The sequence below is a fragment of the Bacillus sp. YP1 genome (assembly GCF_000877815.1).
GTDB lineage: Bacteria > Bacillota > Bacilli > Bacillales > Bacillaceae > Bacillus > Bacillus subtilis.
In genome coordinates this window covers 1,924,144-1,944,867 of record NZ_CP010014.1, presented here as the reverse complement: position 1 = coordinate 1,944,867, position 20,724 = coordinate 1,924,144, and the positions used below count along the sequence as shown (strand labels likewise).

The following is a 20,724-nucleotide window of genomic DNA, read 5'->3' as shown; positions in this document are numbered from 1 at the left end:
TTCAACTGTATAAAATTTGCACCTAGCCATGCAAACAAATATTCGGTAAACTGTACTTGACAAAGAGGTGTAAAGAATGAAAAAGAAATCACTGACTGAACTCATTTCTGATTTAAAAGGAAATGAAAACGTTGTGAATTGGCATGAAATTGAGCCTCGGGAAGCAAAAACAAGGCCTATGCCCGAAAGTATAGACGAGAGAATCAAAGCGGCCCTTTCGAAAAGGGGCATTGATGAATTATATACTCACCAATATTCCGCTTTTCAATATGTGCAAAAAGGAGAGAGCATCGTTACCGTAACGCCAACAGCATCAGGAAAAACGTTATGCTACAACCTCCCAGTCCTGCAGTCCATCGCCCAATATGAAACAAACCGGGCGTTATATTTATTTCCGACTAAAGCGCTGGCACAAGACCAAAAGAGCGAGTTAAATGAAATTATTGATGAAATGGGCATTGATATTAAAAGCTTTACATATGACGGGGATACGTCTCCGGCAATCAGACAAAAGGTGAGAAAAGCAGGTCATATTGTCATTACAAACCCCGATATGCTGCATTCTGCCATTCTACCGCATCATACGAAATGGGTCAGTTTGTTTGAAAACCTTAAGTATATCGTCATCGATGAGCTTCATACGTATCGAGGTGTGTTCGGCAGCCATGTAGCAAATGTGATCCGGCGGCTAAAGCGGATCTGTCGGTTTTATGGAAGTGATCCAGTTTTTATTTGTACTTCCGCAACGATTGCCAACCCAAAGGAATTGGGAGAGCAGCTGACAGGCAAACCGATGCGGCTGGTCGATGACAACGGCGCACCGAGCGGACGCAAGCATTTTGTGTTTTACAATCCGCCAATTGTGAACAAACCGCTGAATATTAGAAGGAGCGCAACCGCAGAAGTGAATGAACTGGCGAAAGAGTTCCTTAAAAACAAAGTGCAGACCATTGTTTTTGCCAGAAGCAGAGTTCGGGTGGAAATTATTTTAAGCCATATTCAGGAGCTTGTGAAAAAAGAGATTGGAACAAAATCAATCAGAGGCTATCGGGGAGGCTATCTGCCGAAAGAGCGAAGAGAAATCGAAAGAGGACTGAGAGAAGGCGACATTTTAGGAGTGGTCAGTACGAATGCATTAGAGCTTGGTGTTGATATCGGCCAGCTGCAAGTGTGTGTAATGACGGGGTATCCCGGAAGTGTTGCAAGTGCTTGGCAGCAGGCGGGACGAGCCGGCAGAAGACACGGTGAATCTTTGATTATCATGGTAGCCAATTCAACACCGATTGACCAATATATTGTGCGGCATCCTGAATATTTCTTTAATCGTTCGCCGGAATCTGCAAGAATCAATCCGGAGAATTTGATTATTTTAATAGACCACTTAAAGTGTGCGGCTTATGAGCTTCCTTTTAGAGCTGATGAAGAATTTGGAGCCATGGAAGTCAGTGATATTCTTGAGTATCTTCAGGAAGAGGCTGTTCTTCACCGCAACGGCGAACGGTACCATTGGGCAAGTGAGTCGTTCCCTGCTTCAAACATCAGTTTGCGTTCCGCCTCCCAGGAAAATGTCGTTATAGTTGATCAGTCGGATATTGCAAATGTAAGGATTATCGGTGAAATGGACCGTTTTAGTGCGATGACGCTTTTACATGATGAAGCAATTTATTTGCATGAAGGCGTTCAGTATCAAGTTGAGAAGCTCGATTGGGACCATAAAAAGGCGTATGTCAGAAAAGTCGATGTCGAATATTATACGGATGCAAACCTGGCAGTTCAGCTGAAGGTATTAGAAATCGATAAAACGAAAGAAAAAAGCCGTACGTCATTGCACTACGGAGACGTCACTGTCAATGCCCTGCCGACCATTTTTAAAAAAATAAAAATGACCACTTTTGAAAATATTGGGTCTGGACCTATTCATTTGCCGGAAGAAGAACTGCATACAAGTGCAGCTTGGCTCGAAATCAAAACAGCGGATGAGGACATCGGGGAAAAGACACTGGAACAGCTGCTTCTTGGCATCTCGAATGTGCTGCAGCATATTGTCCCTGTGTATATCATGTGTGATCGAAATGATGTTCATGTTGTTTCTCAAATCAAAGCAGCCCATACCGGATTGCCAACCATATTTTTATATGATCATTATCCGGGCGGTATCGGTTTGGCGGAGGAAGTCTTTAAACGTTTTTCAGACATTAATGAAGCGGCGAAACAACTGATTACACATTGTCCTTGTCATGACGGCTGTCCGTCTTGTATAGGTACGGAAATAGAAGGGATAAAAGCAAAGGAAAGAATTTTGCAGCTGTTGGATCAAATGTCGTAAGGAGGGGGGCCGGATATGTCATTAAAAGGGAAACTCCAGCGGATGAAAAAGCACATGGTGCTCAATGAAGGAGAACAAAAAATAGAAGCAGGCAAACAAGAAAACCACTTTGATGACATCCCGTTTTTAGAAGAGTGGGAGGCTTTTGGCATGAAGCCTTTCATCTTCGAAGATGAATATTGCCTCATCAGAGAAGTAGAATATCCGCTTTCTCACCGCCATGGGTTATACAGCTTTTCTGAGCTTGAGGAAGTGATCACACTGTGGAATCAAAGCGGCCTGTCGCATACGTTGTCAGCAAAAGGGTATAACAAAAACAACCTCTTTTTCTTTGATACAGAAACAACCGGTCTTGGGGGTGGAGCTGGGAATACCATTTTTTTGCTTGGGTATGCGAGAGTATATGAAGACCGAGTGACAGTCAAACAGCATCTTTTGCCCAAACCGGGGAACGAAGTCGCCTTGTACCAAAGCTTTTTAAGCGAGGTTGACATTACATCACTTGTGACCTACAACGGCAAAGCCTTTGATTGGCCGCAGGTGAAAACAAGGCACACCTTGATCCGTGACAGACTTCCGAAGCTTCCGGAGTTTGGCCACTTTGATCTTTTGCATGGAGCTAGACGCCTGTGGAAACACAAAATGGACCGCGTATCTCTTGGCACGGTTGAAAAAGAGGAGCTCGGCATCCGCAGACTAGAAGACACACCGGGCTACTTGGCTCCAATGCTTTACTTTCATTTTATCAAGGCGCAAGAGCCGGATCTTTTAAAAGGTGTCCTGCATCATAATGAAATGGATGTGTTATCACTCATTTCATTGTACATCCATATGTCTAAAAAAATCCTTTCAGAATCACATGCGCCAAAAGAACACAGTGAAGCCTATGCTATGGCGAAATGGTTTATGGCTCATAAAGAAACGGACCAAGCGATCAAGCAGTTGGAAAGGCTTATAGAAAAATCGTTTGAGGACAAGGACAGTGCACGGCTGGATTTATCGCTCCTGTACAAAAAACAAAACCGCTTGGAAGAAGCAGTGCCGCTTTGGGAAAAGCTGTCCCGCTCGCAAAACCAGAAGTGCAGATACGCTGCTGTAATAGAGCTCGCGAAATATTTTGAGCATAAGAAAAAAGAATTCGGAAAAGCATTGCAAATAGCAGAGCAATTGCTTAGCGAGGCGGCATGCTTATCAGAGAAAGAAACTGAAAAACTGCATGTGAGAATTGCCCGGCTGAAGAGGAAATATTCCTCTTAAATATTCCCCGGGAAAGCGCAAAAGACGACTTGTTTCGCCATGAATTTTTTTTGCTGAATTCACATTGATTTTGTTGTAGAATAGCGGCGAATCCTGTAAAATGACTTTAGTTATTTTTAAAGGGAGAGTTGGTATGTATAAGGGTGTTTTTTACTTGTTCTTTGTTGTGGTATTTTTGATTGCTTTTGTATTTTCAAACTTTAAAGACAGCTTAATTGCACACTTTTAAAATAGGTCTTTGCATCAGAACATGTACCCCTTATTTTTCATAGCTTAGTATTGTAATAAAGTTTATGGAAAGGGGATTTTATCATGCATCACTGCAGACCGCATATGATGGCGCCAATTGTCCATCCTACTCATTGCTGTGAACATCATACGTTTTCGAAGACTATCGTGCCGCACATTCACCCACAGCATACAACAAACGTAAACCACCAGCATTTTCAGCACGTTCACTACTTTCCACACACTTTCTCAAATGTTGACCCGGCTACGCATCAGCATTTTCAAGCAGGAAAACCTTGCTGCGACTACTAGTATGGAAAACGTGCAGCTTGATGGTGTAAACAATGCAGCACAACAAATGGGGCCCACGGGAGCCCCATTTTTTAAAGCAGGTGAAATGATGAAAGTACTGGCAATTACGGGCTATAAACCGTTTGAACTCGGGATATTTAAGCAGGATGACAAGGCGCTGTATTACATAAAAAAAGCCATTAAGAACCGGCTGATTGCTTTTTTGGATGAAGGATTAGAATGGATTTTAATTTCGGGCCAGCTTGGAGCGGAGCTGTGGACGGCAGAAGCTGCATATGATTTGCAGGAGGAATACCCTGACTTAAAGGTAGCTGTCATCACACCATTTTACGAGCAGGAAAAGAACTGGAAAGAACCGAATAAGGAACAGTATGAAGCAGTTCTGGCTCAGGCAGACTATGAAGCAAGCCTGACTCACCGTCCTTATGAAAGCCCGCTTCAATTCAAACAAAAAAATCAGTTCTTCATTGATAAGTCCGACGGGCTTCTACTTTTATATGACCCGGAAAAGGAAGGCTCCCCTAAGTATATGCTTGGGACAGCGGAAAAAAGGCGCGAAAAGGATGGCTATCCCATCTACTTTATTACAATGGATGACTTGAGAGTGACAGTAGAGGAAGACAGCTACTCATAGCAATAAGAGAAATTTGACAACCGTACAGATTTCTGAAAAAATATATGTGATGATTCACGATACGAGGTGAAAAAGATGCTTGCTGATAAAGTAAAGCTTTCTGCGAAAGAAATTTTGGAAAAAGAATTTAAAACAGGCGTTAGAGGCTACAAGCAAGAAGACGTTGACAAATTTTTAGATATGATTATTAAGGATTATGAAACCTTCCATCAAGAAATTGAAGAACTGCAGCAGGAAAATCTGCAGCTGAAAAAACAGCTTGAAGAAGCAAGCAAAAAACAGCCTGTGCAATCTAACACAACAAACTTTGATATTTTAAAACGGCTGTCTAACTTAGAAAAACACGTTTTTGGCAGCAAGCTTTATGATTGATCACGCTTGAAAAAAATGGCGCTTGTAAATTGTAATCAGTTGTTATATAATAATTCATGTTCTTAACGTTCGGGTAATCGCTGCAGATCTTGAATCTGTAGAGGAAAGTCCATGCTCGCACGGTGCTGAGATGCCCGTAGTGTTCGTGCCTAGCGAAGTCATAAGCTAGGGCAGTCTTTAGAGGCTGACGGCAGGAAAAAAGCCTACGTCTTCGGATATGGCTAAGTATCCTTGAAAGTGCCACAGTGACGAAGTCTCACTAGAAATGGTGAGAGTGGAACGCGGTAAACCCCTCGAGCGAGAAACCCAAATTTTGGTAGGGGAACCTTCTTAACGGAATTCAACGGAGAGAAGGACAGAATGCTTTCTGTAGATAGATGATTGCCGCCTGAGTACGAGGTGATGAGCCGTTTGCAGTACGACGGAACAAAACATGGCTTACAGAACGTTAGACCACTTACATTTAAAATGATGAAAACAAGCTCTCCCGTATAAGGAGAGCTTTTATCTTGAAAAGAGAAAAGTTTTAAAAGACAGGGTGATACGATGAAGAAGTATACACTAATTGCAACGGCGCCGATGGGCATTGAAGCTGTTGTCGCAAAGGAAGTACGAGATTTAGGATACGAATGCAAGGTTGATAACGGGAAAGTTATTTTTGAAGGTGATGCACTTGCCATCTGCCGTGCGAACCTTTGGCTTAGAACAGCCGACCGCATAAAGGTTCAGGTTGCTTCTTTTAAAGCGAAAACATTTGATGAACTGTTTGAAAAAACGAAAGCGATTAACTGGCGCTCATTTATACCTGAAAACGGGAAATTCCCTGTCATCGGAAAATCGGTAAAATCAACACTTGCAAGCGTTCCCGACTGTCAGCGGATCGTCAAAAAAGCAATTGTCGAAAAGCTCAAGCTGCAGTCCGGCAAAGCCAATGATTGGATTGAAGAAACAGGTGCCGAGTATAAAGTCGAAATTTCTTTATTGAAAGATCAGGCTTTGATTACACTGGACTCATCAGGGACAGGCCTTCACAAACGAGGATACCGTGTCGATCAGGGCGGTGCGCCGATTAAAGAAACACTTGCTGCCGCTTTGGTGCAATTAACCAATTGGACGCCGGACCGCCCATTTGTTGATCCTTTCTGTGGCTCCGGAACAATCGCGATAGAAGCGGCGCTAATCGGCCAGAACATCGCCCCGGGATTCAATCGCGATTTTGTTTCAGAGGATTGGGAATGGATCGGTAAAGATCTGTGGAACAAAGCGCGGCTTGAAGTCGAAGAAAAGGCAAATTATGATCAGCCGCTTACAATTTTCGCTAGCGACATAGACCACCGCATGGTTCAAATCGCAAAAGAAAATGCTGAGGAAGCAGGATTGGGAGATCTAATCCAGTTCAAACAGATGCAGGTCAAAGACTTTACCACAAATCTGGAGTTTGGCGTAATTGTCGGCAACCCGCCATATGGAGAGCGTCTCGGCGAGAAAAAAGCCGTTGAGCAGATGTACAAAGAAATGGGGAAGGCGTTCGAGCCGCTTGATACTTGGTCTGTGTATATGCTGACATCAAATGAAAACTTTGAGGAAGCATATGGCAGAAAAGCAACGAAGAAACGAAAGCTCTTTAACGGGTTTATTAAAACAGATTATTATCAATATTGGTCAAAAGTAAGGCCGCAGCGAAAGAAAACAGAAAACGCATAAAAAGAAGACGCTCTGCATGCGTCTTCTTTCATCTTTCAGCCCTATTCTATCGTTACCAACGGTGAGCTTTCGCGTTGCTTCTCAATATAATGTTGGTTTGGGACATTTCAGTGTGACCGTTTACTTGAGACTTAGAACGTTTAGGCCGCGTCCAATTGTGATGAAACAGTTCAGAATGCTGATCTAATCGGTTTCTATAACTCATCTCAACATCACTCCCTGATAGAATATTGTTGATAAGACGGATAATCCGGAGACGGAATATCAAGTGTAGTTTGTGCATGTTTCGGTGATAACATGCGGTAAAGCATGTATATAAAATGAAAAGTTCGCATACAATGATGATTATTTCCATCAGAGGTGATCTCATGCTGAACAGCGAACATTTTAATCTTATTCAAAGGGCGCTTGACGCAACAGCAAACGAGCTGAAGGAGCTCGGGACTGATTCGTCTCCGTCTGTGATTTCGCATGCGCAAACTGATTTAGAAAAAGCGGTAGAACATATTTATTCAACAGACCATCCTTTTTTATCGTCGCATGTGATCAATCGTAAGTAAACTGCAAAAAACTTGGCATTGCCAAGTTTTTTTATTGTATTCATCAGCGGAAAATGATATTATTGGTGGTCTGAATGTCGAATAGTTGGGGGTTGGAACTAGGTGACAACATCACGTTTGCCTTTTTCTTTAACGAAAACAAAGAATTTTTATGAAGAATTGAACAATTGGATTGGTGACGTGTTTTACGATATCCTTCCCGAAAAAGGGTTTGATCTTCGGGACGAGCAAGTATTTATGGCTTTTCAGCTGGAGCGGGCGTTTAAAGAGAAAAAAGTCATGTTCGCCGAAGCTGGAGTGGGAACGGGGAAAACGCTGGTTTATCTTCTTTTTGCAATCAGCTATGCAAGGTATGTCGGCAAACCCGCCATCATCGCTTGTGCAGATGAAACATTAATTGAACAGCTGGTGAAAAAAGAGGGCGATATTTCTAAGCTGGCTGAGCATCTTGATCTGAAAATTGATACAAGGCTGTCAAAATCACATGAGCAATATTTATGCTTGAAGAAGCTTGAAAAAACAATGCAGCGTTCTGATGATGATAAATGGCTGGATCTTTATGAGTCGTTACCGTCATTTGTCCACGAGTCACAGGCGATGCAGCGCTTTTATCCGTATGGCGACCGTAAGCAGTACGCAAATCTATCGAATGAAGAGTGGTCTGACGTAAGCTACGACTCGTTTCAGGACTGTCTGACTTGTGATATGAGACACAGATGCGGTCTGACACTTTCCAGAGATTACTACCGCAAGTCAACGGACTTAATCATTTGTTCCCATGATTTTTATATGGAGCATGTGTGGACGGAAGAATCACGCAAACGAGAGGGCCAGCTGCCGCTCTTGCCTGATCATAGTGCAGTTGTATTTGATGAGGGGCATTTGTTAGAGTTTGCTGCGCAAAAAGCGCTAACCTATAGAGTGAAGCAGTCTACTCTTGAATTGTTTTTAGAACGATTGCTGCAAAATGACATCAGAGAAGAGTTTGCAGAATTGATTGAAGATGCGCTTGCTGCAAACGACGAATTTTTCTATGTTCTTTCTGAAGAATCAAAGGAAGTAGCCGGTTCACACCGTTTAGAAATAAAAAATGACCAGCGTGTCAAAAAGGCGGCGGACGAGCTTTGCCGTTTACTTGATAAAATCGGTGAGGCACTTGTATTTGAGTCAGAAATGTATACGATTGATCAATACGAGTTGTCAGTAGTGGAAGAATACGTTGAACAAATGGCGTATTCATTATCTCTATATCAAAAGGATGCAATCAGCTGGCTGGAGAAAAAGGAAGCAGAATCAACTTTTGTCGTGATGCCGAGAACGGTAGCAGAAGTACTTGGCGAAAAAGTGTTTTCTAAGAAAATTCCTTATATCTTCTCTTCTGCTACGCTGTCAGAAGGCGGTTCGTTTGATTATATTGCCGACAGTCTTGGGATTCATGATTATTTGTCATTAACTGTTGATTCCCCTTATGATTATGACGAGCAAATGAGTATTAATTTATACGCAAAAACAGATATGGCCGCTGAACAAAAAACGGCTGAAACGATTGAAACAATCAAACGATACAAAGGAAGAACGCTGGTGCTTTTCCCTTCTTTTGAAGAATTAAACGAGTTTAAAGAGCTGTCGGCGGCATGGGAGCTGCCGTATCCAATTTTCTTCGAAGGTGATGAGGAAATCAGCAGCTTAGTAGAGAAATTCCAAGAGGAAGAAGAAACAGTACTTTGTTCAGTTCACTTATGGGAAGGACTCGACATTCCCGGTGACGCATTGAAGAATGTTACCATTTGGTCATTGCCGTTCCCGCCACACGATCCTGTATTTACAGCGAAGCGCAACGGAGCGAAAAAAGATCCGTTCGAAGAAGTTGATCTGCCATATATGTTGTTACGTGTACGGCAGGGCATCGGGCGCCTGATTCGCTCGAATCAAGACAGCGGCTCGATTCACATTTACGCTGGCGGAGAAAATGAACGCATCATTGATGAGGTCAAAAAGGTCTTGCCTGTTGAACCGCACATGATGTAATGGAAAAAAGCTGACGATCGTTCGTCAGCTTTTTTTATTTGTCAGCGGGATAGCCAGCCGCCATCAACTGCTAAAATATGTCCATTTACATAATCTGAAGCACGTGATGCCAAAAAGACTGCAGTCCCCCCGATATCATCCGCTTGGCCCCAGCGGCCGGCAGGAATTCTCTTTAAAATGTCCTCATTTCGCTTTTCGTCATCCCGAATAGGCTTTGTATTCGCAGTAGAAATATAGCCTGGGGCGATTGCGTTGACCTGAATACCTGACGCTGCCCACTCATTTGCAAATGATTTTGTCAAACCGGCAACAGCGTGTTTGCTCGCGGTGTAAGCCGGAACAAGGATGCCGCCTTGAAAAGACAGGAGAGAGGCAATATTAATAATCTTTCCATGACCTCTTTTCAGCATGTGCCTGCCAGCAAGCTGTGTCAGAATAAACAGGCTGTTTAGATTGACATTCAGTACGTGCTGCCAGTTCTCTTCTGAAAAATCTTCCGCTTTTTCCCGATGAATAATGCCGGCATTATTGACAAGGATGTCGATCTGCCTGTTTTCAAACAGGTCAGCTGCAGAATCCTTTATCGCTTCCGGCTTGCTCATGTCCAATGTAAAAGATGTAAATATCCGGCCTTCCTGTTCCACAAGCTGCTGTGTTTCAGACAGACTGCTTGTATGTGATGTACCGATAATATCAGCGCCAGCCCCGGCTAGGGCTTTGGCAATACCTTGACCGATCCCTGTTCCCGGGCCTGTCACCAGCGCTGTTTTTCCTTCTAATGAAAAGGCGTCATGTAGATAACCCATCTTATTTCAGCCCATCCATCGGAACGAGATCCATGTCCGTAAATGTGTAATTTTCTCCAGCCATCGCCCACACAAAGCTATAGTTTGATGTTCCTGCGCCAGAATGAATAGACCAGGCGGGAGAAAGGACAGCCTGCTCATTTCCAACAACAAGATGGCGTGTTTCGTCCGGCTGGCCCATGAAATGAAATACCTTTGAGTCCTTTTCAAGATCCAGATAAAGATAAGCCTCCATCCGACGGTCATGAACGTGTGCTGGCATGGTATTCCAGTTGTTGTTTTGATCTAACATCGTTATTCCCATCATCAGCTGACAGCTTTTAATGCCATCCTGATGAATGACTTTGTACAGACTTCTGACATTAGACGCTGCATCATCACCAAGGCGGTCCGGTGTCAGTTCAGCTAGGGCGGCTTTTTGTGTCGGATAGCTTTTGTGGGCGCAAGCGGAGACGAAGTAAAACTTCGCTTTTTCACCGTTCAGGCTTGAAAATGATACATCCTGATTACCCATTCCGATATAGAGAAAATCCTTTGTTTGAAGCACATATTCATCATCGCCGACTCTAACGGCACCAGGCTGGCCGACATTAATAATCCCGATTTCACGCCGTTCCAAAAAGAAGTCTGTTTTTAGAAAATCACCTGCATCAAGCTTCAGTTCACTTTGCCCTGGAGCCGCTCCGCCGATGACAACCCGGTCTTCATGTGAGTAATACATCGTAAGTTTGTTTTCTGTAAATAAAGGATCCATTAAGAAATGACTGCGAAGCTCCTCTGTTGTAAAGCGTTTTACTTGTTCAGGATGTACAGAATAACGATTTTCCATTATATTTCCCCCTTGGTTAGGATTTCAGCATCACTTGAATGAAAATATTTTGGTAACGGTTTCAAAGAAAATTTTAGGATAAATAGTGAAAAGAGTCAACGGAAAAATAATGAATTGACACATTATTAAAAAAACTCTTTCCAAATTCTAAAATTATGGTATCCTTTTGTTGTAACGGTTTTGAAATCGGTTTCAAATATAAGAGATACAGGAGCACTTGAATGAAAAAGAAAACAACAGGCCATACAACCATCAAAGATGTAGCTGAATGTGCAGGAGTTTCGAAATCGACAGTTTCCCGCTATATTAACGGAAAAATTGACGCGATTTCTCCTGAAAAAGTGAAAAACATTAAAAAGGCAATCGCAGAATTGAATTATCGGCCGAGTAAAATGGCACAAGGTTTGAAAATAAAAAAAAGCAAGTTAATCGGATTTGTTGTGGCTGACATTACAAATCCTTTTTCAGTCGCTGCTTTCAGGGGAGTCGAAGAGGTTTGTGATCAATATGGATACAGCATTATGGTGTGCAACACAGATAACAGTCCTGAAAAAGAGCGGGAAATGCTCTTAAAGCTAGAAGCCCATTCGGTTGAGGGCTTGATTTTAAACGCAACAGGGGAAAACAAGGATGTACTCCGCGCTTTTGCTGAACAGCAAATTCCAACAATCTTAATTGACCGGAAACTGCCGGATCTGAAACTGGATACCGTAACGACTGACAACAGATGGATCACAAAAGAGATTCTTCAGAAGGTGTACAGCAAAGGGTATACTGATGTCGCGCTGTTTACCGAACCGATTTCCTCTATCAGCCCTCGTGCAGAAAGAGCAGCTGTGTATCAGGAAATGGCTTCGGTTCAAAATGTGAACGGGCTTGTCAGATTGCATGAAATTGACGTAAAGGACAAGGAGCAGCTTAAGGCGGCGCTTCGTTCTTTTCACAAGGAAATGCCGGAGCAAAAAAAAGCGATTCTGGCTTTGAATGGCTTGATTATGCTGAAAATCATCAGCTGTATGGAAGAGCTTGGCCTGCGCATCCCTCAAGATATAGGGATTGCAGGATTCGATGATACGGAATGGTATAAACTGATCGGTCCAGGTATTACAACGATCGCCCAGCCGTCACATGATATGGGCAGGACGGCGATGGAACGTGTATTAAAAAGGATTGAAGGTGACAAAGGAGCGCCTCAAACCATTGAATTAGAGGCAAAAGTCATTATGAGAAAGTCACTTTAATCCTAGGTGCCCTCAACTAAGAGGAGGTTGGGAAGAGATGAAGCTTGATGCGGTGACATTCGGGGAATCAATGGCCATGTTTTATGCAAATGAGTATGGAGGCCTTCATGAAGTATCCACTTTTTCTAAAGGGCTTGCCGGAGCAGAAAGCAATGTCGCCTGCGGCCTTGCCAGACTCGGATTCCGAATGGGATGGATGAGCAAGGTCGGCAATGATCAGCTCGGAACGTTTATTTTACAAGAGCTTAAAAAAGAGGGAGTGGATGTGTCCCGCGTGATCCGCTCGCAGGACGAAAATCCCACCGGGCTGCTGCTGAAGTCAAAAGTGAAAGAAGGCGACCCGCAAGTTACCTACTATAGGAAAAACTCAGCTGCAAGCACATTAACTTCAGCTGAATATCCAAGAGATTATTTTCAATGCGCAGGCCATTTGCATGTGACAGGCATTCCGCCTGCTTTATCAGCCGAGATGAAAGACTTCACGTATCATGTCATGAACGACATGAGAAACGCAGGGAAGACCATTTCATTCGACCCTAATGTAAGACCTTCGCTTTGGCCTGATCAAGCAACAATGGTACACACAATCAATGATCTGGCTGGGCTTGCAGACTGGTTTTTCCCGGGTATCGCAGAGGGAGAGCTATTGACCGGAGAAAAAACACCTGAAGGCATTGCCGACTATTATTTGAAAAAAGGTGCCAGCTTTGTTGCTATTAAACTTGGAAAAGAAGGCGCTTACTTTAAAACGGGGACAAGTGAAGGATTTCTAGAAGGCTGCCGGGTCGACCGGGTGGTTGATACGGTCGGCGCCGGAGACGGATTTGCAGTCGGTGTAATCAGCGGTATCCTAGACGGTTTGTCGTACAAGGATGCGGTGCAAAGGGGAAATGCGATTGGCGCTTTGCAAGTGCAGGCACCGGGGGATATGGACGGTTTGCCGACCAGGGAGAAATTAGCTTCTTTTTTATCTGCTCAAAGAACGGTTCACCAAAAGAAAGGGGATTATTAATATGGAGTCCAAAGTCGTTGAAAACCGTCTGAAAGAAGCAAAGCTGATTGCAGTCATTCGTTCAAAGGATAAGCAGGAGGCCTGTCAGCAGATTGAGAGTTTATTAGATAAAGGGATTCGTGCAGTTGAAGTGACGTATACGACCCCCGAGGCATCAGATATTATCGAATCCTTCGGTAATAGGGAAGATATTTTAATTGGCGCGGGCACGATCATCACCGCGCAGCAAGCTGGGGAAGCTGCTGAGGCTGGCGCGCAGTTTATTGTCAGTCCGGGTTTTTCAGCTGATCTTGCTGAACATCTATCTTTTGTAAAGACACATTATATCCCCGGCGTCTTGACTCCGAGCGAAATTATGGAAGCGTTGACATTCGGGTTCACGACATTAAAGCTGTTCCCAAGCGGTGTGTTTGGCATTCCGTTTATGAAAAATTTAGCGGGTCCTTTCCCGCAGGTGACCTTTATTCCGACAGGCGGGATACATCCGTCTGAAGTGCCTGATTGGCTTAGAGCCGGAGCTGGCGCCGTCGGAGTCGGCAGCCAGCTGGGCAGCTGTTCAAAAGAGGATTTGCAGGCTGTTTTCCAAGTGTAAGTGGAATTGTTTTTTCATAACCGGAGGATGGGAGAATCCACAATATGAAAATCAAGGCGACAATTGAACGGGTACCTGGCGGAATGATGATTATTCCGCTATTTCTTGGAGCGGCGCTCAACACGTTTGCGCCTGGAACAGCGGAGTTCTTTGGAGGGTTTACGGGTGCTTTGATTACCGGAACGCTGCCGATACTGGGTGTTTTTATCTTTTGCGTAGGAGCAACGATTGATTTTCGTTCTTCAGGCTATATCGCAAGAAAAGGAATCACGTTATTATTGGGGAAGATCGGATTTGCGGCGCTGCTCGGCGTGATCGCAGCGCAATTTATACCTGACGAAGGCATACAATCCGGCTTTTTTGCAGGCCTTTCTGTTTTAGCAATTGTCGCGGTAATGAATGAAACGAACGGCGGACTGTATTTAGCGCTCATGAACCATATGGGAAGAAAAGAGGATGCGGGCGCTTTCGCCTTTATCAGTACAGAATCTGGTCCTTTTATGACCATGGTGACGTTTGGTGTGACGGGACTTGCCGCATTCCCATGGGAAACGCTGGCAGCGACAGTCATCCCGTTTTTACTTGGATGTATACTTGGAAATCTGGATCATGATCTCAGAGACTTATTCAGCAAGGTTGTGCCGGCGATCATTCCATTTTTCGCCTTTTCGCTCGGCAATACCTTGAATTTTGGAATGCTGATCCAATCAGGGCTGCTCGGCATTTTTATCGGAGTTTCTGTCGTCATTTTATCGGGCAGTTCTTTGTTTTTGCTTGATCGTTTTATTGCGCGGGGAGATGGTGTCGCGGGAGTGGCCGCTTCTTCTACGGCGGGGGCGGCTGTAGCCGTGCCATATGCATTAGCGGAAGCGAATGCCTCATTTGCGCCAGTTGCTGAGTCGGCAACTGCAATTATCGCGACAAGCGTTATTGTCACCTCGCTCTTAACCCCGCTGGCAACAGTGTGGGTAGATAAAAAAATCAAGCAGAAAAAGCGGAGAACACCTCCGCCAAAAAATCAAATGACGATCAACTGAATAAAAAGGCTGCCATAAAAACATACCGGCAGCCTTTTATACAAACAATTTGACTTTCATACCCCCTTGCATTAGCCTGTAATGGAACGGCTAGAATAGGGAGGGAATGGATATGGAGATACATACATATGAAAAAGAATTTTTTGATCTTTTAAAAAGAATCTCACATTACAGCGAAGCAGTTGCGTTAATGCACTGGGACTCCAGAACAGGCGCGCCGAAAAACGGCTCAGAGGATCGTGCCGAAAGTATCGGCCAGCTTTCAACAGATATATTCAATATCCAAACATCAGATCGAATGAAGGAGCTTATCGATGTCCTGTATGAACGATTTGATGACTTGTCGGAAGATACGAAAAAAGCAGTGGAACTGGCGAAAAAAGAGTATGAAGAGAATAAGAAAATCCCTGAGGCTGAATACAAAGAATACGTGATTCTGTGTTCAAAGGCAGAAACAGCGTGGGAGGAAGCGAAAGGAAAATCTGATTTCAGCTTGTTTTCTCCTTATTTAGAACAGCTGATTGAATTCAATAAACGTTTTATTACGTATTGGGGATATCAAGAGCATCCTTATGATGCATTGCTTGATTTGTTTGAGCCCGGCGTCACGGTAAAGGTGCTTGATCAGCTGTTTGCTGAGCTGAAGGAAGCGATTATCCCTCTTGTTAAACAGGTGACAGCTTCCGAAAATAAACCAGATACAAGCTTTATTACAAAAGCGTTCCCGAAAGAAAAGCAAAAAGAGCTCAGTCTGTATTTTTTACAGGAGCTTGGCTACGATTTTGATGGCGGAAGACTTGATGAAACCGTTCATCCGTTTGCAACTACGCTGAACCGGGGAGACGTTCGGGTCACGACGAGATATGATGAAAAAGATTTCCGGACGGCGATCTTTGGCACCATTCATGAGTGCGGGCACGCGATATACGAGCAAAATATTGATGAAGCACTCAGTGGCACGAACTTGTCAGACGGCGCATCAATGGGAATTCATGAATCGCAATCATTATTTTACGAGAATTTTATCGGCCGCAACAAGCATTTTTGGACACCGTACTATCAGAAGATTCAAGAAGCATCACCTGAACAGTTCAAGGACATCTCCCTGGATGATTTTGTCCGGGCAATCAATGAATCAAAACCTTCATTTATCAGGGTCGAAGCGGATGAATTAACGTATCCTCTTCATATCATCATCCGTTATGAAATTGAAAAAGCGATTTTCAGCAATGAAGTGTCTGTGGAAGATCTGCCGTCGCTCTGGAATCAAAAATACCAGGATTATTTAGGGATTACACCGCAGACCGACGCAGAGGGGATTTTACAGGACGTCCATTGGGCAGGTGGTGATTTCGGCTACTTCCCATCCTATGCGCTCGGCTACATGTATGCGGCTCAGCTGAAACAAAAAATGCTTGAGGATCTCCCTGAATTTGACGCTCTCTTGGAAAGAGGAGAGTTCCATCCGATAAAGCAATGGCTGACGGAAAAGGTGCACATTCACGGAAAACGGAAAAAGCCGTTAGACATTATTAAAGATGCAACAGGAGAAGAGCTGAATGTTCGCTATTTAATTGATTATTTATCAAACAAATATTCAAATCTCTATCTGTCTTAATCAAAAGCCTGGCGGCGCAGTCGTCAGGCTCTTTTATATCGAATTCCTTTGAAATACGAATGATATCTAAAAAAACAAAAATAAAGTTCGGGAATTTTTATTTTCAGCCTATGCAAGAGATTAGAATCTTGATATAATTTATTACAATATAATAGGAACACTCATATAATCGCGTGGATATGGCACGCAAGTTTCTACCGGGCACCGTAAATGTCCGACTATGGGTGAGCAATGGAACCGCACGTGTACGGTTTTTTGTGATATCAGCATTGCTTGCTCTTTATTTGAGCGGGCAATGCTTTTTTTATTCTCATAACGGAGGTAAGACAGGATGGAAGCACTGAAACGGAAAATAGAGGAAGAAGGCGTCGTATTATCTGATCAGGTATTGAAAGTGGATTCTTTTTTGAATCACCAAATTGATCCGCTGCTTATGCAGAGAGTTGGTGACGAATTTGCGTCCAGGTTTGCAAAAGACGGTATTACCAAAATTGTGACAATCGAATCATCAGGTATCGCCCCCGCTGTAATGACGGGCTTGAAGCTGGGTGTGCCAGTTGTCTTCGCGAGAAAGCATAAATCGTTAACACTCACCGACAACTTGCTGACAGCGTCTGTTTATTCCTTTACGAAGCGAACAGAAAGCCAAATCGCAGTGTCTGGGACCCACCTGTCGGAACAGGATCATGTGCTGATTATCGATGATTTTTTGGCAAATGGACAGGCAGCGCACGGGCTTGTGTCGATTGTGAAGCAAGCGGGAGCTTCTATTGCGGGAATCGGCATTGTTATTGAAAAGTCATTTCAGCCGGGAAGAGATGAACTTGTAAAACTGGGCTACCGAGTGGAATCTTTGGCAAGAATTCAGTCTTTAGAAGAAGGAAAAGTGTCCTTCGTACAGGAGGTTCATTCATGAGAAATGGATTCGGCAAAACGCTGTCTTTAGGGATTCAGCATGTTCTCGCCATGTATGCCGGCGCCATTGTCGTTCCTCTGATTGTCGGAAAAGCAATGGGACTGACCGTCGAGCAGCTGACTTACTTAGTATCAATTGATATTTTTATGTGCGGTGTGGCTACACTTCTGCAAGTGTGGAGCAACCGATTTTTTGGGATCGGGCTTCCGGTAGTGCTTGGATGTACCTTTACAGCTGTATCGCCAATGATTGCGATTGGATCTGAATATGGGGTTTCAACAGTTTACGGCAGCATTATCGCTTCAGGCATTCTTGTCATTCTTATTTCATTTTTCTTTGGAAAGCTCGTATCGTTTTTTCCGCCGGTCGTGACAGGCTCTGTTGTTACGATTATCGGTATTACACTGATGCCGGTTGCCATGAATAACATGGCCGGCGGAGAAGGAAGTGCAGATTTCGGAGATCTCTCCAACCTTGTTCTTGCTTTTACCGTGTTGAGTATCATTGTGCTTCTGTACCGTTTTACAAAAGGCTTTATCAAGTCCGTCTCGATTTTGATCGGTATTATGATTGGCACCTTCATCGCTTATTTTATGGGGAAAGTTCAATTTGATAATGTTTCGGACGCGGCAGTTGTTCAAATGATTCAGCCATTTTACTTCGGCGCGCCGTCTTTTCATGCAGCGCCTATCATTACGATGTCCATCGTTGCAATTGTCAGCCTTGTGGAGTCAACTGGTGTTTACTTTGCTTTAGGTGACCTGACAAACCGCCATTTGACAGAGAAAGATTTGTCTAAAGGCTATCGAGCTGAAGGACTGGCTGTGCTTCTGGGAGGTATTTTTAACGCTTTTCCTTACACGGCATTCTCTCAAAACGTCGGGCTTGTTCAGCTCACAGGGATCAAAAAAAATGCCGTCATTGTGGTCACAGGTGTGATCCTAATGGCATTTGGGCTGTTTCCAAAGATCGCTGCTTTCACGACCATTATTCCATCCGCTGTTTTGGGCGGTGCAATGGTGGCGATGTTTGGAATGGTGATTGCTTACGGAATTAAAATGCTCAGCCGCATTGATTTTGCGAAACAGGAAAATCTGCTGATTGTTGCTTGCTCAGTGGGATTGGGGCTCGGTGTGACCGTTGTGCCGGATATTTTCAAACAGCTTCCGAGTGCCTTAACGCTGCTTACAACGAATGGCATTGTGGCGGGCAGCTTTACTGCAGTCGTCTTAAATATTGTATATAACGTTTTTTCTAAAGCTAAAAAAACAGAACAAGAAGCTGACCTCGCTGAACAAAAAACAGCAGTCTAACTCCGCCGCGGCGGAGTTTTTTTGCATATAAAAAAGATTGTTGCGGCACAATGTATGCAAAGAGGTGATCGCATGGCGTTTATTTTATCCATTGGAACAAGTCTTCCTGCGTATAATGTAAACCAAGAGAAAGCGGCCGAGTTCGCCCGCTATATGTTTCAGCATTCTTTTAAGGATATTGACCGGCTGTTATCCTCCTTTAAAAACGGGCAAATCCATTCGAGACAGTTTGTTAAGCCGATTGAATGGTATAAAGAGGGGCACAGCTTTGAAGAAAAAAATCAAATATACATAGAAGAAACACTTAAACACAGCAGAGCAGCTGTTCGTGAGTGCCTCTCTCATCCGGAATTTTTTCAAGAAGCCATTCCTTATGAGAAAGTGGAAGCTGTTTTTTTCGTCTCCAGTACAGGTCTTTCCACACCGAGTATCGAGGCGCGGCTTATGAATGAACTTCCGTTTTCTCCATATACGAAGCGGATCCCGATTTGGGGGCTTGGCTGTGCAGGAGGAGCCAGCGGACTTGCGCGTGCAGCCGAATACTGCAAAGCGTATCCTGAGGCTTTTGTGCTTGTCATTGCTGCAGAGCTGTGCAGCCTGACATTCCAGCCGGAAGATAAAACGAAAAGCAATCTGATCGGCACCTCGCTTTTTGGTGACGGCATTGCCGCAGCTTTATTATGCGGAGAGAAGGCGGACCGCAGGATGTCAAAGCTGAAGCTTGCGCCGAAGATAATGGACGCCCAATCTGTTTTGATGAAACAATCAGAAGATGTCATGGGCTGGGACTTTACCGATCAAGGATTCAAAGTCATTTTCTCACGAGACATTCCGACCTTGGTGGAAAAATGGCTCAAAACAAATGTACAGATTTTTTTGGACAAACATAAGCTGTCATTCCATGATATCAGTGTTTTTTTGGCGCATCCAGGCGGAAAAAAAGTGATCGATGCATACATCAAAAGTCTCGGGCTGTCGTCAGAAAAGCTTTCATCTGCGCAAAGCATTTTGCAAAAGCACGGAAATATGTCTTCAGCCACAATCTTGTATGTGATCAAAGACCATCTGCAGAACGGACATAAAAAGGAAGCTGAACGAGGACTGATTGGCGCATTAGGGCCGGGTTTCTCATCAGAATTGCTGTTATTCAGCTGGGAAAAGGGGGCCTGACTCATGTTTTGGTTGTTGATCGCCATTCTCATTGTTCAAAGAGCAGCAGAAATGGCAGTGGCCAGGCAAAACGAACAAAAGGTAAAGAAGCAAGGAGCAATTGAATTTGGCGAGAGCCACTATCCGTATATCATTACGATGCATATCCTTTTTTTCCTGTCCTTAATTGCCGAGGTGCTGCTGATGAATAAACAGCCGTCCAGCTGGTGGCTCGGTATCGCTGCAGTTATTTTAAGCGTACAGATCGTACGGTATTGGGCGCTTTGTTCCTTAGGGGCATATTGGAATACGAAAATCCTTGTTGTTCCAGGTGTAGAGCTTGTAAAAAAAGGTCCATATAAATGGATGAAACATCCAAACTATGCCGTTGTTATACTCGAAATTTTGCTGATTCCGCTGCTTTATCAAGCATACGTCACCATGTGTCTGTTTTCCATTTTCAATGCCGTGTTGTTAAGCGTCAGAATTCGCGCAGAAGACAAAGCATTACAGGAATACAGCGTAAAATAGCGATTGAAAATCATTCTCAACCATGTTAAAATGGATTTGAAAAAGATTCTCAATCAGGATGGTGAAGCAAATGACAATGCTGTTTTTGCTTGGAGCGGTTTGTACATATAGTGTATTAATTGGTTTTGTATTAAAAGGAATCTCTAATAAATCTGTTTGATGAATCTGGAACTTGTAAAAGTTGCAGATTTTCTTTTATAGAAGCTGCCGTAATGGCGGCTTTTTTCTATTCTCCTAAAGAAATTTGGTTTATTCTTGT

At 43.7% G+C, this 20,724-nt stretch carries 22 protein-coding genes, 1 other RNA gene and 1 riboswitch; of the genes, 20 read left to right on the top strand and 3 right to left on the bottom strand.

From position 1 onward, the window contains the following. Positions 1-76 precede the first annotated feature (76 nt). From mrfA to QF06_RS09290, 8 genes are all read left to right on the top strand, one after another. Positions 77-2,326, top strand: coding sequence for an ATP-dependent helicase MrfA (mrfA, locus tag QF06_RS09310; protein WP_041849957.1), 2,250 nt, complete (start codon positions 77-79; stop codon positions 2,324-2,326). A gap of 15 nt (positions 2,327-2,341) precedes the next feature. After that, positions 2,342-3,583 (top strand): metal-dependent exonucleaseMrfB, encoded by a 1,242-nt coding sequence (mrfB, locus tag QF06_RS09305; protein WP_043940143.1) that lies wholly within the window; start codon positions 2,342-2,344, stop codon positions 3,581-3,583. A gap of 100 nt (positions 3,584-3,683) precedes the next feature. Beyond that, entirely contained in the window at positions 3,684-3,812 is a 129-nt protein-coding gene (locus tag QF06_RS21790; RefSeq protein ID WP_003230707.1) for a hypothetical protein, read from the top strand. 83 nt (positions 3,813-3,895) lie between these two features. Continuing rightward, on the top strand, positions 3,896-4,123 hold the full coding sequence (gene cotD, locus QF06_RS21190; protein WP_010886551.1) for a spore coat protein CotD: 228 nt from the start codon (positions 3,896-3,898) through the stop codon (positions 4,121-4,123). Between the two features lie 88 nt (positions 4,124-4,211). After that, positions 4,212-4,757, top strand: a complete 546-nt coding sequence (locus QF06_RS09300; protein ID WP_041850190.1) for an SLOG family protein — start codon at positions 4,212-4,214, stop codon at positions 4,755-4,757. 75 nt (positions 4,758-4,832) lie between these two features. Then, positions 4,833-5,129, top strand: coding sequence for a cell division regulator GpsB (gene gpsB / locus QF06_RS09295; protein ID WP_003225629.1), 297 nt, complete (start codon positions 4,833-4,835; stop codon positions 5,127-5,129). A 65-nt stretch (positions 5,130-5,194) separates the two neighbouring features. Next, an RNA gene (rnpB, locus tag QF06_RS21185) (RNase P RNA component class B) lies at positions 5,195-5,575 on the top strand. Positions 5,576-5,675: 100 nt separating this feature from the next. Beyond that, a complete protein-coding gene (locus tag QF06_RS09290; protein WP_021481520.1) occupies positions 5,676-6,833 on the top strand; it encodes a THUMP domain-containing class I SAM-dependent RNA methyltransferase in 1,158 nt (385 codons plus the stop codon). A 52-nt stretch (positions 6,834-6,885) separates the two neighbouring features. Here QF06_RS09290 and QF06_RS21180 read toward each other — a convergent pair whose 3' ends face one another. Continuing rightward, the gene (locus tag QF06_RS21180; protein WP_010327933.1) at positions 6,886-7,038 is read right to left on the bottom strand and encodes a YpzG family protein; all 153 of its coding nucleotides are present in this window, start codon (positions 7,036-7,038) and stop codon (positions 6,886-6,888) included. A gap of 163 nt (positions 7,039-7,201) precedes the next feature. Between QF06_RS21180 and QF06_RS09285 the strand changes: the two genes are divergently transcribed. Together QF06_RS09285 and QF06_RS09280 are read left to right on the top strand one after the other, a co-directional pair. Continuing rightward, entirely contained in the window at positions 7,202-7,393 is a 192-nt protein-coding gene (locus QF06_RS09285; protein WP_003246090.1) for a hypothetical protein, read from the top strand. A gap of 102 nt (positions 7,394-7,495) precedes the next feature. After that, on the top strand, positions 7,496-9,421 hold the full coding sequence (locus tag QF06_RS09280; RefSeq protein WP_041849955.1) for an ATP-dependent DNA helicase: 1,926 nt from the start codon (positions 7,496-7,498) through the stop codon (positions 9,419-9,421). A 41-nt stretch (positions 9,422-9,462) separates the two neighbouring features. Here the strand turns inward: QF06_RS09280 and kduD are convergent, their stop codons facing one another. Together kduD and kduI are read right to left on the bottom strand one after the other, a co-directional pair. Continuing rightward, on the bottom strand, positions 9,463-10,227 hold the full coding sequence (gene kduD / locus QF06_RS09275; protein WP_015251843.1) for a 2-dehydro-3-deoxy-D-gluconate 5-dehydrogenase KduD: 765 nt from the start codon (positions 10,225-10,227) through the stop codon (positions 9,463-9,465). A 1-nt stretch (position 10,228) separates the two neighbouring features. Further along, positions 10,229-11,056: a 5-dehydro-4-deoxy-D-glucuronate isomerase gene (gene kduI / locus QF06_RS09270; RefSeq protein WP_015251844.1), complete on the bottom strand. Its 828-nt coding sequence runs from the start codon at positions 11,054-11,056 to the stop codon at positions 10,229-10,231. 221 nt (positions 11,057-11,277) lie between these two features. On the opposite strand from kduI, the gene kdgR reads away from it, so the two are divergent. The 10 genes from kdgR (at position 11,278) to fbpC (ending at position 20,625) form a co-directional block, all read left to right on the top strand. After that, positions 11,278-12,297 (top strand): pectin utilization transcriptional regulator KdgR, encoded by a 1,020-nt coding sequence (kdgR, locus tag QF06_RS09265; protein ID WP_015383935.1) that lies wholly within the window; start codon positions 11,278-11,280, stop codon positions 12,295-12,297. A gap of 37 nt (positions 12,298-12,334) precedes the next feature. Then, positions 12,335-13,309 carry a 2-dehydro-3-deoxygluconokinase gene (gene kdgK / locus QF06_RS09260; protein WP_015251846.1) on the top strand — a complete coding sequence of 325 codons (975 nt, stop codon included), beginning with the start codon at positions 12,335-12,337 and terminating at the stop codon, positions 13,307-13,309. Between the two features lies 1 nt (position 13,310). Next, a complete protein-coding gene (gene eda / locus QF06_RS09255; protein ID WP_041849954.1) occupies positions 13,311-13,901 on the top strand; it encodes a bifunctional 4-hydroxy-2-oxoglutarate aldolase/2-dehydro-3-deoxy-phosphogluconate aldolase in 591 nt (196 codons plus the stop codon). Between the two features lie 44 nt (positions 13,902-13,945). Continuing rightward, positions 13,946-14,938, top strand: a complete 993-nt coding sequence (gene kdgT, locus QF06_RS09250; protein WP_015714144.1) for a 2-keto-3-deoxygluconate transporter — start codon at positions 13,946-13,948, stop codon at positions 14,936-14,938. A 112-nt stretch (positions 14,939-15,050) separates the two neighbouring features. After that, the gene (gene ypwA / locus QF06_RS09245; protein ID WP_041849953.1) at positions 15,051-16,556 is read left to right on the top strand and encodes a carboxypeptidase; all 1,506 of its coding nucleotides are present in this window, start codon (positions 15,051-15,053) and stop codon (positions 16,554-16,556) included. Between the two features lie 141 nt (positions 16,557-16,697). Continuing rightward, positions 16,698-16,797, top strand: a riboswitch (purine riboswitch). Between the two features lie 90 nt (positions 16,798-16,887). Continuing rightward, entirely contained in the window at positions 16,888-17,472 is a 585-nt protein-coding gene (gene xpt, locus QF06_RS09240; RefSeq protein ID WP_041849952.1) for a xanthine phosphoribosyltransferase, read from the top strand. Next, on the top strand, positions 17,469-18,785 hold the full coding sequence (pbuX, locus tag QF06_RS09235; RefSeq protein WP_041849951.1) for a xanthine permease PbuX: 1,317 nt from the start codon (positions 17,469-17,471) through the stop codon (positions 18,783-18,785). Before xpt ends, pbuX begins: the two co-directional genes overlap by 4 nt. A gap of 72 nt (positions 18,786-18,857) precedes the next feature. Further along, the gene (bpsA, locus tag QF06_RS09230) at positions 18,858-19,955 is read left to right on the top strand and encodes a type III polyketide synthase BpsA (RefSeq protein ID WP_015714140.1); all 1,098 of its coding nucleotides are present in this window, start codon (positions 18,858-18,860) and stop codon (positions 19,953-19,955) included. 3 nt (positions 19,956-19,958) lie between these two features. Continuing rightward, the gene (gene bpsB / locus QF06_RS09225) at positions 19,959-20,465 is read left to right on the top strand and encodes an alkylpyrone methyltransferase (protein WP_004398552.1); all 507 of its coding nucleotides are present in this window, start codon (positions 19,959-19,961) and stop codon (positions 20,463-20,465) included. 70 nt (positions 20,466-20,535) lie between these two features. Next, the gene (gene fbpC / locus QF06_RS21175; RefSeq protein ID WP_100069434.1) at positions 20,536-20,625 is read left to right on the top strand and encodes a Fur-regulated basic protein FbpC; all 90 of its coding nucleotides are present in this window, start codon (positions 20,536-20,538) and stop codon (positions 20,623-20,625) included. Positions 20,626-20,724 lie beyond the last annotated feature (99 nt).